This window comes from Candidatus Binatia bacterium (assembly GCA_023150935.1).
Classification (GTDB): domain Bacteria; phylum Desulfobacterota; class Binatia; order HRBIN30; family HRBIN30; genus JAKLJW01.
This window is the reverse complement of record JAKLJW010000006.1, coordinates 70,381-84,983: the sequence shown is the minus strand read 5'-3', so window position 1 is coordinate 84,983 and position 14,603 is coordinate 70,381. Positions and strand designations below refer to the sequence as shown.

The 14,603-nt window shown below is 67.3% G+C and carries 13 protein-coding genes; 4 read left to right on the top strand and 9 right to left on the bottom strand.

From position 1 onward, the window contains the following. Positions 1-11 precede the first annotated feature (11 nt). Positions 12-806: an SDR family oxidoreductase gene (locus L6Q96_06225; GenBank protein ID MCK6554168.1), complete on the top strand. Its 795-nt coding sequence runs from the start codon at positions 12-14 to the stop codon at positions 804-806. A 59-nt stretch (positions 807-865) separates the two neighbouring features. On the opposite strand, the gene L6Q96_06220 is transcribed toward L6Q96_06225, so the two are convergent. Then, positions 866-1,285, bottom strand: a complete 420-nt coding sequence (locus tag L6Q96_06220; protein MCK6554167.1) for an NFACT RNA binding domain-containing protein — start codon at positions 1,283-1,285, stop codon at positions 866-868. A 117-nt stretch (positions 1,286-1,402) separates the two neighbouring features. Here L6Q96_06220 and L6Q96_06215 point away from each other — a divergent pair, with 117 nt between their 5' ends. Then, positions 1,403-2,467, top strand: a complete 1,065-nt coding sequence (locus L6Q96_06215; GenBank protein ID MCK6554166.1) for a Gfo/Idh/MocA family oxidoreductase — start codon at positions 1,403-1,405, stop codon at positions 2,465-2,467. A 35-nt stretch (positions 2,468-2,502) separates the two neighbouring features. Here L6Q96_06215 and L6Q96_06210 read toward each other — a convergent pair whose 3' ends face one another. The 3 genes from L6Q96_06210 to L6Q96_06200 form a co-directional block, all read right to left on the bottom strand. Further along, entirely contained in the window at positions 2,503-4,191 is a 1,689-nt protein-coding gene (locus tag L6Q96_06210; GenBank protein ID MCK6554165.1) for a dihydroxy-acid dehydratase, read from the bottom strand. Positions 4,192-4,287: 96 nt separating this feature from the next. Then, the gene (locus L6Q96_06205; GenBank protein ID MCK6554164.1) at positions 4,288-5,751 is read right to left on the bottom strand and encodes an NAD-dependent succinate-semialdehyde dehydrogenase; all 1,464 of its coding nucleotides are present in this window, start codon (positions 5,749-5,751) and stop codon (positions 4,288-4,290) included. 59 nt (positions 5,752-5,810) lie between these two features. Continuing rightward, a complete protein-coding gene (locus tag L6Q96_06200; protein ID MCK6554163.1) occupies positions 5,811-7,709 on the bottom strand; it encodes a thiamine pyrophosphate-dependent enzyme in 1,899 nt (632 codons plus the stop codon). A gap of 113 nt (positions 7,710-7,822) precedes the next feature. On the opposite strand from L6Q96_06200, the gene L6Q96_06195 reads away from it, so the two are divergent. Further along, entirely contained in the window at positions 7,823-8,986 is a 1,164-nt protein-coding gene (locus tag L6Q96_06195) for a beta-lactamase family protein (GenBank protein ID MCK6554162.1), read from the top strand. Positions 8,987-8,996: 10 nt separating this feature from the next. On the opposite strand, the gene ilvE is transcribed toward L6Q96_06195, so the two are convergent. Next, complete coding sequence (gene ilvE / locus L6Q96_06190) at positions 8,997-9,866, bottom strand: branched-chain-amino-acid transaminase (protein MCK6554161.1); 870 nt, start codon at positions 9,864-9,866, stop codon at positions 8,997-8,999. 196 nt (positions 9,867-10,062) lie between these two features. Between ilvE and L6Q96_06185 the strand changes: the two genes are divergently transcribed. Then, positions 10,063-11,007: an MBL fold metallo-hydrolase gene (locus L6Q96_06185; GenBank protein MCK6554160.1), complete on the top strand. Its 945-nt coding sequence runs from the start codon at positions 10,063-10,065 to the stop codon at positions 11,005-11,007. Positions 11,008-11,072: 65 nt separating this feature from the next. On the opposite strand, the gene L6Q96_06180 is transcribed toward L6Q96_06185, so the two are convergent. The 4 genes from L6Q96_06180 to L6Q96_06165 all read right to left on the bottom strand — a co-directional run bounded on the left by L6Q96_06180 (position 11,073) and on the right by L6Q96_06165 (position 14,571). Beyond that, a complete protein-coding gene (locus tag L6Q96_06180) occupies positions 11,073-11,741 on the bottom strand; it encodes an FKBP-type peptidyl-prolyl cis-trans isomerase (GenBank protein ID MCK6554159.1) in 669 nt (222 codons plus the stop codon). Positions 11,742-11,905: 164 nt separating this feature from the next. Then, positions 11,906-13,090 carry an RNA polymerase sigma factor RpoD/SigA gene (locus L6Q96_06175; GenBank protein ID MCK6554158.1) on the bottom strand — a complete coding sequence of 395 codons (1,185 nt, stop codon included), beginning with the start codon at positions 13,088-13,090 and terminating at the stop codon, positions 11,906-11,908. A gap of 147 nt (positions 13,091-13,237) precedes the next feature. Continuing rightward, positions 13,238-13,807: a THUMP domain-containing protein gene (locus L6Q96_06170; protein MCK6554157.1), complete on the bottom strand. Its 570-nt coding sequence runs from the start codon at positions 13,805-13,807 to the stop codon at positions 13,238-13,240. Beyond that, positions 13,804-14,571 (bottom strand): TraR/DksA C4-type zinc finger protein, encoded by a 768-nt coding sequence (locus L6Q96_06165; protein ID MCK6554156.1) that lies wholly within the window; start codon positions 14,569-14,571, stop codon positions 13,804-13,806. Before L6Q96_06165 ends, L6Q96_06170 begins: the two co-directional genes overlap by 4 nt. Positions 14,572-14,603: the final 32 nt, after the last annotated feature.

The following is a 14,603-nucleotide window of genomic DNA, read 5'->3' as shown; positions in this document are numbered from 1 at the left end:
GAGGAGGATCGATGACAAAGGAGCACGGGAAGCGCTGGGCGGTGGTCACGGGGGCGTCGTCGGGGATCGGCGAAGCGTTTGCGAGGCAGCTCGCACGGGAGGGATACGATCTGACGATCGTTGCCCGCGGCAGGGATCGCCTTAGCGCGCTGGCGCGGGCGTTGCGCGGCGAATACCGCGTCGACGTCGAAGCGCATGCGGCGGACCTGACCGATACTGCCGGATTGCATGCCGTGGAGCGCCTGGTGGCGCAGCATCGTGACCTCGACCTGCTGGTGAACAATGCCGGGTTCGGGACCTTCGGCCGGTTCGACAAGCTCGACGTGGATGCGGAGGAGAACGAAATCCGCCTCAACGTGCTCGCCCTGGTGCGGCTGACCCGTGCCGCGCTACCGGCGATGGCGAAGCGCAAGCACGGGGCGATCGTCAACGTGTCGTCGCTGGCGGCGTTCCAACCGGGACCGTTCAATGCGACCTACGCCGCCACCAAAGCCTATGTGAACAGCTTCACCGAGGCGCTGCACGAGGAGTTGCGAGGCACCGGCGTGTACGTTCAGGCGCTCTGTCCGGGCCTGACGCGGACCGAGTTCCAGGATCGCGCCGGTATCGATGCTTCGAGCATGCCGGACATGTTCTGGATGAGCCCCGAGGACGTGGTCGGGGCGTCGCTGGCGGCGATGCGCAAGGGCGAACTGATCTGTGTGCCGGGACTGGGCAACCGCATGCTGAGCAGTGTCACCGGTGCGTTACCGCGCGCCTGGGTGCGGCGGGCAGGGTCCGAGTTGATGCGGCGGGTCAAGAAATGAGGCGGCCGCTACGGGTGATCCCGAGTGATCGCTAACGCGCCAGCCCCCGCCCTTCTCCGTCACCCGACATCGGCTGGCGTCGCGTGGGTCGTCGTGTAACGGGAGAGGAGGACTTTCCCGGGTTCGAAATCGCGCGGTTTCGAGACGTCGCGGCAGCGCGCGACGTGTACGGCGACCCGTCCCCCGTGCCGAGCTTTCGAGTACCGCGCCGCGAGGGCGGCGGCGAAATGCAGTGTGTCTTTCGGCAGGCGGTCGAGATGGTCCGGGTTGCGCACGACGACGTGCGATCCGGACTCCCCGGCGACGTGCATCCAGAAATCCTGCGGTGCGCCGAGGCGCAGGCTGAGGATGTCGTTGTCGGCGGCGGTCTTGCCGACCAGAACGATCAAGCCGTCGGGAGATACGAACCGCCTGGCTATACGCCGTCCCTCGAAGACGCCGGCGTCGGCGTCGGTTGGTCCGCGCTCCGGGTGCGTCATGGCTTGCCGACAGAGTTCTCTGCGAACGCGATCTGCGGAGCTTTCATGTGGCGCGACGCTACCAAAACGCGCTAGCAGAAACGAGGCGCCACGGCGCGGCAAGGAGACATCGACACCATGGGCGACGGGATGCGGTTCGGAATTGTCGGCACGGGCATGATGGGCTGCGAGCACATCATGAACATTAAACTGACCGGTGCGGAGGTGGTGGCGATTGCGGACAGCAATCCCACGAGTCGCGAGTGGGGCCGCAGTTTCGCCGGCGAGCAGGTGGAGGTCTACGAGGACTACCGCGACTTGCTGCGACGGGCGCCGGTCGATGCCGTGGTGGTGGCCACGCCGAACTTCACGCACTTCGACGTATTACAGGATGTCTTTCGCACGCGCCTCCACGTGATGATCGAAAAGCCGTTGTGTACCGAGGTCGAGCACTGCCACCGTATCGTCGAGGCGGCGGCAAGACACCCCGGTCTGGTGTGGGTAGGGATGGAGTACCGTTTCATGCCGAGCGTCGAGAGGTTGCTCCATACGGTGCGCGAAGGGACGATCGGACGTTTGCGCATGGTGGCGATCCGCGAGCACCGCTTCCCGTTCCTGCCCAAGGTCGGCGACTGGAACCGTTTTGCGCGCAACACGGGCGGCACGCTGGTGGAGAAGTGCTGCCATTTCTTCGATCTGATGAACCTCGTCGTTGCGGGGCCGCCGGCGCGCGTGTACGCCTCCGGGGCGCAGGACGTTAACCACCTCGACGAATCCTACGGCGGAGAGACGCCGGACATCATCGATAACGCTTTCGCCGTCGTCGACTATGCCGGCGGCGAACGGGCGATGCTCGACCTGTGCATGTTTGCCGAGAATTCGCTGCACGAGGTGGAGCTGGCGGTGACGGGAGACCGCGGCAAGGCGTTGGCGTTCGAGCCGGATCACGCGTTCGTACTCTGTCCGCGCGACGGTGGCGCCCATACGACCGAAAGATTCAGTCTCGACGACGCGGTGCAGGCGGCGGGTGCCCATCACGGCTCGACGTACCGCGAGCATGTCGCTTTCCAGGCGGCAATTCGCAGTGGCGCACCGGCGGCGGTGACGGCCCTCGACGGTGCGCTTGCCGTCGCCGTCGGCGCCGCGGCGGAACGTTCGATCCGCGAGCGCCGGCCGGTGGAGATGCGGGAGATGGGATTCTAAAGCGGCAACGGGGCAGTCGGGAAGGGCGGTAGCGCTCACCGCTGCGGTTCGGGGCCGAGGAAATCCAGATCGGCGCCGAGGTGGGCAGGCAGGACATGATCCGCGTACAGACGGGCCCAGCCGCGCAGGGGGCGTGGCGGCGGGCGCCAGGCGGCGCGACGGCGGCCCAACTCGTCGGCGTCGACACGCAGGTCGATGCGGCGGTCGTCGACGTCGAGATCGACGATATCGCCGTTCCGCACCAGGGCCAGCGGGCCGCCCGTCGCTGCTTCCGGCGACACGTGCAACACCACCGTGCCGTAGGCTGTGCCGCTCATGCGGGCGTCGGCGACACGGACCATGTCGCGCACGCCGGCTTCGGCGAGATACCGGGGAATCGGCAGCGAACCCGCCTCCGGCATGCCGGCGGCGACGGGCCCGGCGTTGCGCAGCACGAGAACGTGCTGCGGCGTCAGTGCCAGCGCCGGGTCGTCGAGACGTTCCGCCGCGTCTTCGGGCGAATCGAACACCGCCGCCGGTCCGCTGTGCCGGAGCAGGGCAGGGGAGGCCGCGGCTCGTTTTATCACCGCACCGTCCGGTGCAAGCGAGCCTCGCAGGGTGACCAGCGCACCCGTAGGTCCGAGCGGCTGGTCCAGCGTCCGGATCGTCGTCTGCCACGCGGCAGGCGGCTCGACCGCCGCGAGCAAATCGCCCAGCGGCTGGCCGCTCATGCCGACGTGGGTGAGGTCCAGCAGCGGTGCCAGGGTCTTCAACAGCGGTGGTAGCCCGCCGGCGTGGTGGAAGTCCTCGATATACCCGCTCCCTGCCGGCTTGCAGTCGACCAGTAAGGGCACCTGCGCGCAGATCGCGTGCACGTCGTCGAGCGTCAGCGACACTCCGGCGCGGCGCGCCACGGCGGTGAGGTGAATGATCGCGTTGGTCGAGCCGCCAACTGCGGCGAGCACCGTGAGGGCGTTGCGGAACGCCGCCGGCGTCAGCACCTGACGCGGGGCGATGGGGGTGCGGGCCAGCTCCGCCGCCCGGCGCCCGCTCGCTACGGCGTGGCGCAGCCGATCTCCCGAGGCGGACGGCGGTGCCGCGCCCCCGGGGAGCATCATGCCGAGCGTTTCGGTCAGACATGCCATGGTCGATGCCGTGCCCATGACCATGCACGTGCCCCCGGTGGCGCAGAGTCGCTGTTCGACCTCGCCGATCTCCCGCTCGTCGATCTCGCCGGCACGATGCGCCGCCCAGTAGTGCCGGCAATCGGTGCAGGCCCCGAGCCGTTGTCCGCGCCAGCTCCCGGTCATCATCGGCCCGGTGACCACGCACAAAGCCGGCAGGTTTGCCGAGGCCGCCGCCATGAGCTGCGCCGGAACGGTCTTGTCGCATCCGCCGAGCAGAACGACCGCGTCCATGGGTTGGGAGCGGATCGATTCTTCGGTCTCCATCGCCAGCAGATTGCGATAGAGCATCGACGTCGGCGAAATCAGGATCTCCGGCAGCGAGGCGGTCGGGAACGCGAGCGGCAGGGCGCCCGCTTCGAGCACGCCCCGGCGCACGGCGGCGACCAGCTCGGGCATGTTGCGGTGGCAGGTCGTGTAGTCCGAAGTGGTGTCGGCGATACCGACGACCGGGCGGTCAAGATCGACACCGTCGAATCCGGCCGAGGCCAGGAACGCTCGCCGGAGGTAACGGCTGAATCCCGGATCACCGTAGGAGGTCAGGGAGCGATCGATGGGCATCTTGGACCTCGTTGCGGGGCGCAGTCGGGGGTTGCGTCGTGGCGCGGCCGGGCGGTGGGATCGATGGGATAATCACGAACGACGGCTCCCGGTTTCCTACAACTTGATATTTACGTACTTCGTCACGCTGTACCCTTCGATGCCTTCGCTGCCCCCTTCGCGTCCGAAGCCGGAGCGTTTGGTGCCGCCGAATGGGATTTCCGCGGCTGCGATCACGACGTTGTTGACGCCGACCATGCCGACATCGAGCCCCTCGGCGACCCGGAAGGCGGTGCTGGTGTCGCGCGTGAAGACGTAACCCGCGAGCCCGTACTCCGTGGCGTTGGCGCGCGCGAGGCCGTCCTCGATGCTCGAGAAGCGTGTGATGGGCGCGAGCGGGCCGAAGGGCTCCTCGACCATGACCCGCATTGCCGGCGAGACGTCGGTGAGTACGGTCGGCTCGAAGAAAAAGCCGCGCTTTCGTTCCGGCGGGCGGCCGCCGCCGGTGACCACGCGGGCGCCGTGGCGCCTGGCGTCTTCGATCAGGGCCTCGGTTGCGGTCAGGCGCCGCGCGCTGGCGAGGGGGCCAAGATCGCTGGCGGGGTCACGGCCGTCGCCGACGCGGAGCGACCGGGTAACCGCGACGAACCGTTCGGTGAAGCGGTCGGCGACGGTGTCCTGCACGAAGATGCGGCTGGCTGCGATGCACACCTGACCCATATTGCGGAACTTGCCGCGCGCGGCGATCTCGGCGGCCGCTTCGATGTCGGCGTCGGCAAATACCAGCAAAGGCGAATGGCCGCCCAGTTCCATGGCGACCGGCTTGATGCCGTCGGCGCAGAGCCGCAGGATCTCGCGGCCCACCGGCACCGAACCCGTGAGGGTTACCTTGCGGATGACCTCGGAGGCTACGAGGTGCCGGCTGATCGTTCCGGGATCGCCGGTAACCACGTTGACCACGCCGGGCGGCACCCCGGCTTCGGCGCACGCTTGCGCGATGCACAGACAGGTACGCGGGGCCTCCTCGGCCGGTTTGACGATGATCGAGCAACCGGCGGCGAGAGCCGGCGCGATCTTGCGCGCCGGGAGGAGCGCGGGGAAGTTCGAGGGCGTAAAGGCCGCCACGGGTCCGATGGCCTGCCGCAACACGAGCAGGCGGTGCGCCGGCGAATGGCCCTCGACGACGCGGCCGTAAATGCGCCGCGCCTCGTCGGCGAACCAGTCGAACTGATCGGCCGCGGCCTGCACTTCGGTGCGCGATTCCGCCAACGGCTTGCCCTGTTCTTCGGTCAGGACGTCGGCGATGTAGTCGGCGCGTTCGCGCAGGAGTTGGGCAACGCGCCGCAGGGCGGCGCTGCGGCTCCACGCATCGGTCTCGCGCCAGTGGCGCCAGGCCGCGTCGGCGGCGGCGAGTGCCCGATCGAGATCGGTGGCCGTCGCTCGCGGGACATACCCGACGATTTCCTCTGTGGCGGGGTTGACGATGGGAATGCGCGCGCCGTCTGCGGCGTCGCACCATTGGCCGGCGATGAAGAGGAGGCTGGGGGCCGGAGGCCGAGTCGCGCCCGATTGTGCGGTCATCTTGATCTCACCTGACAGTGTTCGCGGTCCGTTCTCTGCCTTCAGCCTCCAGCCTCTTCCTACAGGCCGATCTCGTGCCTGCCGGCCTCGACCTCGTCAACCCAATTGCCGACGTTCCATCGGCCCCAGACGCCCATGCCGCCGAGCGGGTCCGGTCCGAAGTACACGGGGACGTGAACCAGAGAGAGACCGGGGTGGGCGTGGGCTCGGTCCAGAGCGGTGCGCAAGGCCTCGATCGAGCGTCCGCCGTCGAAGGCGGCGATGCCGGGGACGGCGCGGGCCCACGCCAGGTAGTCGACGGCGAGGTGGTCCCAGGTGGCATGACCGGCGTCGTACTGCGCTTCTTGCAGAGCGGCGATCGCGCCCATGCGGCGGTTGTCGAGGAGGAGAATGCACCCACGGGCGCCATGCACGACGCCGTCGATGAGGATCTGCGGATTCATCGTGAACGAGCCGTCACCGGTGAGCGCGAGTCCGTAGAAGGGGCGGGACGCGAGTCCGGTGGCCAGCAGGGCGCAAACGGCGAAGCCCATGTAGCTGGCGCCGGTTTCGGTGAAGGTGCGGCCGCGGCGGTCGTCCTCGACGATCTGGAAGCCGTTGGCCTGCACGTCGCCGGCGTCGAAGAAACTGACGACATCGTGGGCGCGGGCCCAGTCGGTGGCGGCCTTAATCGCGGCGGGCTGTGTGAGCACCTCCCCACCCCACACCGCGTCGAACAGGCGTTCGCGGCGATAGCGTTCCGCCTTGTACTCCTCCCACTGCCGGCGCCGGGCGCGACAGTCGTGCAGCCACGGGGACTGAACGGCCGGCGGTCTGACGCCGTGGTCACGCAGGGCCGCGTTGAGTCTGGCAAGGGTGGGTGCGGCGTCGCCGACCAGGGCAAGGCTGTGCGCATAGTGCAGAGCGGCATCGAGGTCCGTGTTGACGTTGATAACTTGTTTGACCTCGGGGTAGCCGGTGCGCGAGCAGTCCGATTGGCAGACGAAGCGCGTGCCGACCGCGACCAGCAAGTCGGCGTGCTCCATGGCGTAATTGCCGCTCAACGAGCCCTTCGAGCCGCCGACGGTCATGTTGCGCGGGTGGGCGAACGGAATCACGCCGGAGACCAGGGGACTGGTAACGGCGACCCCGTCGACGAGATCGAGGAACTCGGCGATTTCGGGTCCGGCGTGACGGGCGCCCCCGCCCAGCTTGACGACGATCCTGCTTGCCTTCAGCAAGGCGTCGGCGGCGAGCGTGTAGGCCCCGTGGTCGGCGGCGGCGCCCAGCGCGGGGGGCGTCCCCACCGGCAACTCGTCCAGGTGAAAGCCACGCAATTCGGCCGGCTGCGTATTCAGCGGCAGCAGGAGGTAGAAGGGGCCGCCGCGGTGCGGGTGGTCGACGACGGCGAGGCCGCGTCTGAGTGCGGTGCCGAGCGCGGCCGGGGTGTGCAGGCAGTATGCGGCACCCAGCGTGGCGCAGAGGTGGAGGTAGAGGTTCTGCTCCGCCTTCGGGATCTGCTGCATATTCGGCCCTTCGTCGTGGGTCGTCTCGTCGCCATAGATGTGCCAGACGCCGATGCCGTCGCTGGCAGATGCGAGCGAACCCGCGAGCGCGTGTAAGGCGCCCGGGCCGATGGAGGTGAGGACGGCGGCCTTCTCTCCGGTGACCCAGCGCAGGGCCGTTGCGGCGTGCGCCGCCTCGGTTTCATGTCGCAGGCCGCAGGTGCGCACGAGACCCGCCTCCTCGTAAACGCGCAGCACCTCGCCGATTTCGGTGGAGCCGTGACCGAGGACGCTGAGGTAGGTACGAACTCCCTGCCGCAGAAGACCGAGGACGAGTGCTTCCGAAAGCGTCGTGTCGATCCGGTGCGGTAAAGCTCCCGACGAGACGGCGGCGTCGATACCGCCGGCGGCGGCAATGGCGTTGGCACGCTCCCGGCGTCGGGCGGTGCGGGCGGCGGTGTCGATGGCGGGCATGGCCAGGTTCCGGGCGCGGCGCGCACAGTACTTTGCGGGCGGCACACCTGCAAGAACGACCGCGGTGCGCCGGTGTGGCGGGCCGGGCCGGTCGTGCTACAGGTGGGGCCACCATGGAAAAGAGCTTTCCCATCAGCGGCGATTGTGACGCGCGGTTTGCGGCAGTCCGTGAGGCATTCTCTCGCAACGCGGCGACCCATGGCGAGACCGGGGCGGCGCTGGCGATTACGATCGACGGCCGTTCGGTTGTCGACCTCTGCGGGGGGTGGCGCGACGCGGCCCGCACGCAGCCCTGGACGCCGGACACCCTTGCAAACGTCTACTCGACGACCAAGGGGATGACGGCGTTGTGCGCGCATCGACTCGTCGATGCCGCTCGTCTCGATCCGGATGCGCCGGTGGACCGCTACTGGCCGGAGTTCGCCGCGGCGGGCAAGGCGGGACTGCCGGTGCGCTACCTGCTGGACCACCGTGCCGGGCTGCCGGCGATTGCGGCGCCGTTGCCCGCAGACGCCCTGTTGCGATGGGAGACGATGACCGCTGCGCTCGCCGCGCAGGAACCGTGGTGGGAGCCGGGGACCCGTCACGGCTATCACGGTCTCACGTTCGGGCATCTCGTGGGCGAGGTTGTGCGCAGGGTTACCGGGCAGAGCGTGGGTGCGTACTTCCGCGAGACGATTGCCGGGCCGTTCGACGTAGACTTCCACTTCGGCACGCCGCCGGCGTTCGACGCCCGTACGGCGGACCTGATTCCGGCGACGCCGAGTGCGGAACAGATGGCCTACGTTGCGCAGGTACTGGCGGAGCCCGAGTCGATGCAGGCGAAGCTGTTGACCAACCCCGTTCTCGTCATCGAGGACGTAAACACGCGAGCCTGGCGTGCGGCCGAGGTGCCGGCGGCCAACGGCCACGCCACTGCACGGGCGCTCGCGCGTATCTACGGTGCGCTGGCGTGCAGCGGACGGGCCGGTCACACGCCGGTGCTCAGCGGCGAGGGACTTGAACGGTGTTGGCGTGTGCAATCGGATGGGCCCGACGCGATGATGCCGCAGCACACGCGGTTCAGTCTCGGATTTATGTTGTCTACGCCGACGGAGCGACTCGGGCCCAGTCCGCGCGGTTTTGGGCACGGCGGGATGGGCGGCTCGATGGCTTTTGCGGACCCCGATCGCGGGCTCGGGTTCGGCTACGTTCCCAACGAAATGCACATGGGTTTCTGGTTGGTCGATCCGCGCGCCGCCGCGCTGATCGGGGCGCTGTACGACGCTCTCGACTGAACGAACGGCTTTACCAGAGCGGATCGCCCTCATGGCGCACGAGGGCGTGAAAGGCCGTGGAGAGCCGGCTCGTGATGGGCCCGGGCTGGCCGTTGCCGATGGGACGGCCGTCGGCTTCGGTTACCGGCATGACTTCGGCGCCGGTACCGGTGACGAAGCACTCGTCGGCGACGTAAACGTCGTAGCGCGTGAGTCTGGCTTCGCCGCCGGGGATCCCGGCCTCGGCGGCCAGTTCGAGGATCGCGGCACGTGTAATACCTTCCAGTGCGCCGTCCAGCGGCGAGGGCGTCGAGACGCGACCGTTGCGGACCACGAAGAGATTGTCGGCCGTGCACTCGGCGACGAAGCCGGCGGCGTTCAGTAAGATCGCCTCTTCTGCATTGGCCTTGTAGGCGTCGATCTTGGCGAGAACGTTCTTCAAGTAGTTTAGCGACTTGATGCGCGGGTCGAACGCATCGTGCGAGACCTGCCGCGTCGCGGTGGTGATGACTCTGATCCCACGGGCATATAGATCCGCCGGGTAAACCTCGATTCCGGTGACGATGACGATGACCGTAGCACGCGGGCACTTGCGCGGGTCGATGCCGAGATCGCCCGAGCCGCGGGTCACCACCAGCCGGATGTAGCCGTCGGCAGTGCGGTTGCGGCTGACGGCGGTGCGTACGGTCTCGATCATTTCGTTGCGGGATAGCGGCACTTCGAGGGCGATGGCGCGGGCGGACGCGTAGAGGCGATCGACGTGGGCATCGAGACGAAAGATACGGCGGTTGTAGACGCGGATGCCCTCGAAAACTCCGTCGCCGTACAGGAGGCCGTGGTCGAAGACCGAGATCGTCGCCGTGTCGCGCGGCAGCCACTTGCCATCGATGTAAATGTCCATGGGGTGCTCAGGCTGGCCGGGAAACGCGCGACGGTCAAGGGAGCCGTGGCTGGGCGGTTTCGATGGTTGTGGAGGGGCAGGGGGGCCGCTCCCGGCCCCATTGCGCCGCCGACTCGATTCCGCACAATGGTGTGCAATGCTTCAATCATGGTGGGTCGCGGCGCTGTCTGCGACTCTGTCGATCGCGGGAGCGAGTATGGCCAGAGCGGGAGCGCCGCGCGTCGAGGGCCGGTTCGTCAACGGAGCCGGGCCGATACAACGCGCGAGTCTGGAGTTCGTTCCGTTCATGTTGCGGCGGGCGTGGTCGTCGATCGTAGCGCGCCCGGTCGGTGCGCGGCTGGTTCAGTTCGACCGCGGCGGGATGATGCACAACCCGAGCGTCACCTGGATCGGGCATTCGACTTTTCTGGTGCGCATGGACGGCATGACATTCCTCACCGACCCGGTGTTTTCCGAACGAGCGAGTCCGGTGTCGTTCGCCGGACCGCGGCGCGCGGTGGTGCCGGGTGTGCCGATGGAGGCGCTGCCGCCGGTGGATTTCGTCACGCTTTCGCACGACCATTACGACCACACCGACCTCGAGTCGGTGCGTGCGCTGGCCGAACGGGGCGCCGTCTTCGTGGTGCCGCTGGAGATGGGTGAACTGGTGGAGTCGGTCGGTGGCAAAGCGATCGAGCTGGACTGGTGGCAGTCGATCGCGCTCGGTAACGTTCGCATCCACTGCGTGCCGGCGCAGCACTTCTCGGGCCGGTCGCTAACCGACGCGGGCAAACGGCTGTGGGCGGGATGGGTGGTTGAAGGTCCGACGCGGCGTTTCTATCACGCCGGCGACACGGGGTATTTTGCTGGGTTTGCGGAGATCGGCAAACGTTTCGGGAAGATCGATCTTGCCGCGATTCCGATTGGCGCCTATGCGCCGTCGAGCATCATGCGGCCGGTCCACCTCGACCCGGAGGAAGCCGTGCAGGCGGCGCTGGACGTGCGTGCAACTCGCGTTATCGGCATGCACTTCGGTACCTTCGAGCTTACCGACGAGCCGATGGGAGAACCGCCGTGGCGCTTCCATTCGGCGGCCCGCGGTGCTGGCATGGCAGCCGATCGAGCGTGGACCCTGAACGTCGGCGAGACCCGCCGCTGGTAGGGCCCACGCCCGTTCGTGCCCGTGCTGGTCAGTGCGCCTCTCGCAGCGCTGCCGGCGCGGTACGTTTACTTCTCGATGCCGAGTAGCTCCACCTCGAACACGAGAGTCGAGCCCGGCTTGATCTTCGGCGGCGATCCGCGCTCGCCGTAAGCGAGGTCGGCGGGACAGACGAGCTTGGCCTTGCCGCCCACCTTCATCAACTGCACGCCTTCCGTCCAGCACTTGATCACGCCGTTGAGGGGGAAGGTAGCCGGTTGGCCGCGTTGGACCGAGCTGTCGAACACGGTCCCGTCGGTCAGGGTGCCGGTATAGTGCACCTTGACCTTGTCGGTGGCCTTCGGCTGGTCGCCGCTGCCGGGCGTGAGTTCGAGGTAAACCATCCCCGACTCGGTCTTCTTGGCCCCCTTTTCCGCCGCAGCTTTGTCGATGAACGCGCTGCCGGCCTTCTTCTCGACTTCCGCGGCCGCCGTCATGCGGGTCTTCATGAGCTCCTGTACTTTGGGAAGATACTGCTCGGCTTCGACGAGCTTAGGCTTGTTCAGGGTGCCGTCGGCAAGGCCGGCTTCAACGACTTCCAGCTCGGCGGGGGTCAGGTTGAGCGAGGTCAGGTTGCGGCTCAGTGCGACGCCGAGTGCGTAGAGAGTCTTCTGTTCTTCGGTTTTCAGTTCGATTGCGGCTGCGGGGAGGCTCAGCAACAGCAGTGAGCCCACGATGGTGGCGGCGACCTTCCTCATTTGTTCTCCTCGGGTTGGGGCGCCGGGCCCACTGCCCAGCGCCGACGGGGGGCTACTACTCTGTCCCGGTACGGTTTCGCAAGACCCGCAGCATTGGTGCGGCTGCGGGTCTTGCGTGCCCAGGGTACCGGTGCGGCAATCGGAAGCCCCATCGGGGCGGACAATCAGTCGACGTAAGCGCGGAGTCCCTGCTCTTCGCAGATTGGGAGCAGTTGCCGCAGGGCTCGAGCCTCGAGTTGCCGAATACGCTCGCGGCTGACGCCGTACCGGCGCCCTACTTCTTCGAGGGTCAGCGACTTGGCGTCGCCGGTGCCGAACCGGAGTCGGAGTATGTCGGCTTCCCGGGCAGGAAGCTGCGAGAGCGCCCACTCGAGGCGTTCGCTGAGGTTCCCGGCGGCGACCTCGGACTCGGGGTCCGCCTGGTCGCTGGCGAGCAGCTCTTCCAGTGTCCGGTCGTCGTCGGCTCCCAGGGGGGAGTCGAGCGACAGGCACTGGAAATTCTGGGTCATGGTCTCGAGCCGCTCGATGTCGACGCCGCTGGCTTCGGCGAGAGCCTCGCGGTCAACAGTGCCGTCGTGCTTGGTCTGCAAACGCTGCGTTTCTCGACCCACCTTGCGGCGCAGTTGGTTCCAATGCACTGGCGTGCGGATAAGTCCGCCGTGCATGTCGCCGGCGCGGCCGATTTGCTGCCAAATCCACCACACGGCGTAGGTGCCGAACTTGACCTCCTTGACCGGATCGTACTTCTCCACCGCGCGGATCAGCCCGAGCGTGCCTTCCTGGAGCATGTCGAGAAAGGACACTCCGGCGCGGCGGTAGCGCTTGGCGAACGAGATCACGAGCCGCAGGTTGGCCTCGATCATGCGGTCGCGCAGTCGCCGGTAATCGTCCAGCGCGCGGGAAAGGTCCTGAACGAACTCCTTCAGTCGCAGGCGTGTGCCGAACTGAACGTCCACCCGGCGCCGGGACCGCAGCAGGGCCCGGGCAAATTCGAGGACCATCACGGTTTCGCGTTCGCGGAAATCGTCGCTGGGATGAATAACGCTACGGCCGTGCGCCGGCAGCGCCGCGCTGACCAGCCGCGGGAAACGCCGCAGGAGCCGGCGAATGCGATTGCGTACGCGCACGATGCGATGGGCGAGGTCGAGTTCTTCCTCGCGCGTGAGCATCGCCGTGGCGCCAACGGTTTGAAAGAAGTACTGAGGCAGGTCGTAATCGCCGCTGACTTCGGCAACGGAGTCAGCTCCGTCTTCCTCGATTTCCTCGAGCGCCGATTCGACGGCTAATTCCCGTTCCTGTTCTTCCGACTCTTCCACCTTCAGTGCAAGTGCACCGAACCCATCATCCATGGTACCAGACCTCTTTGCCGCTTAAGTTGGAGTGCTGCGCGGGCAGGCGTTGACCGCCGCGTCAAACTACTCGACGCACGCGCTTCGTGCAAATTCAATTATGCCGATTGTTTCGAGTTTGCGAATGAGATCGACTGCTGAGCCGTATCAGTCGATCTTAACGAACGGGAACTCCCCCCGAAGCTCTCGAAAAATCATCGAGATTCCGGCAACATCGCCGGCGATCTCGATGGCGACGACGACGTCGGGGTCGTCGAAGGCAACCGTCGGGTGGCAGCCGCGGGCTTCCAGGGCGTTCCACATGTACTCCCCGAGGCGCAATTCGAGGTCACGGGTACTCAGGACCCGTTTATGGCCGCGACGTTCCACACGGACGTGGAAGCTGCGCTCCCCGATCTGGTCCGCCATGGTCGCCAGTATGGCCTCGACGTCAGCGGCGAAGGTGGCGACGTCGACCGGGAGCGTATGCTGAATCGGGCGTACCTTACCGAGCCAGGCGCGGGCGTAGGGTCGGCGTTCGAGTTCGGCGTCGAGCGCACGGCAGAACTCCGGCACCGCGGCTACGTGGCCGACGATGACATTGCGAAAGCCGCTGGCTCGGAAGGTTCCGAACCGTTTCACCAGCCGCTTCAGATCCCGTCCGGCACCCTCCTGTGCCGTGACCAGGACATTCCAGGGCGCCTCCTCCGACGTCCCCCCGGGCCGATCGCCGATCATTCCTCGTCCGGGACGGGACGGTCCGGGGCCATGAAATCCGCGCCGTCCTCGGTAGCTTCGACGATGTCTTCGCTGCCGACCGCTTGATCCCATGGCTTCTGCTCGGCGGCCAGGTTGTCGGCGGTGCGGTCCTCGCGTTCCCAGGGCACCTCGCTGATGCGCAGCCGATCGACGACGTTGGCGAGGCCCATGACGTCGGTGAGCGTGTGCAGCAGGATCTGCCTCTCGGCGGCGCTTGGCAGGACCCCTTCGAGGTGGACCACCGCGCCGCGACAGACGATGCGGAGTTCGTCCATATCGACCCTGCCGTCTTCGTGCAGGTGTTCGCGAATCGCCGCTTCGAGCTCGCTGCCGGTCAGCAAAGCATAGTCAGGCGGCAGGGGCGCTGGACGTGCCTCGGGCTCTTCCCCCGCAGATGTGCCGCGTTCGACTGCCTCGGCGCAATCCCGGCAGTAAGGCGTCCATGGCAGGGCCGTCAAACGACGCACCGCGATGGGCTTTTGGCACGCGGCGCAGGTGCCGAAGCGGCCGTCGTCGAGTCTTGCAAGGGCGGCTTCCACCAGTTCGAGCTCGACCTGTTCGCGGGCATCGAGGCGATCGAGGACCTGGGTCGCCCGGTCGTCGCCGGCCTGCTCCTCGAACTCGGGTTCACGCTGTTCGGCGAGACCGGCCATCTCGGCCCTGACATGTGCCACATCGCGCAGCAGTCCCTCCCGGCGTTCCAGGAGCTTCTGCCGGTATCGGTCACGGTCTCTTGGGGTCATGGTTGCCCTCCGTGCATCGCGCAGCCTACCCG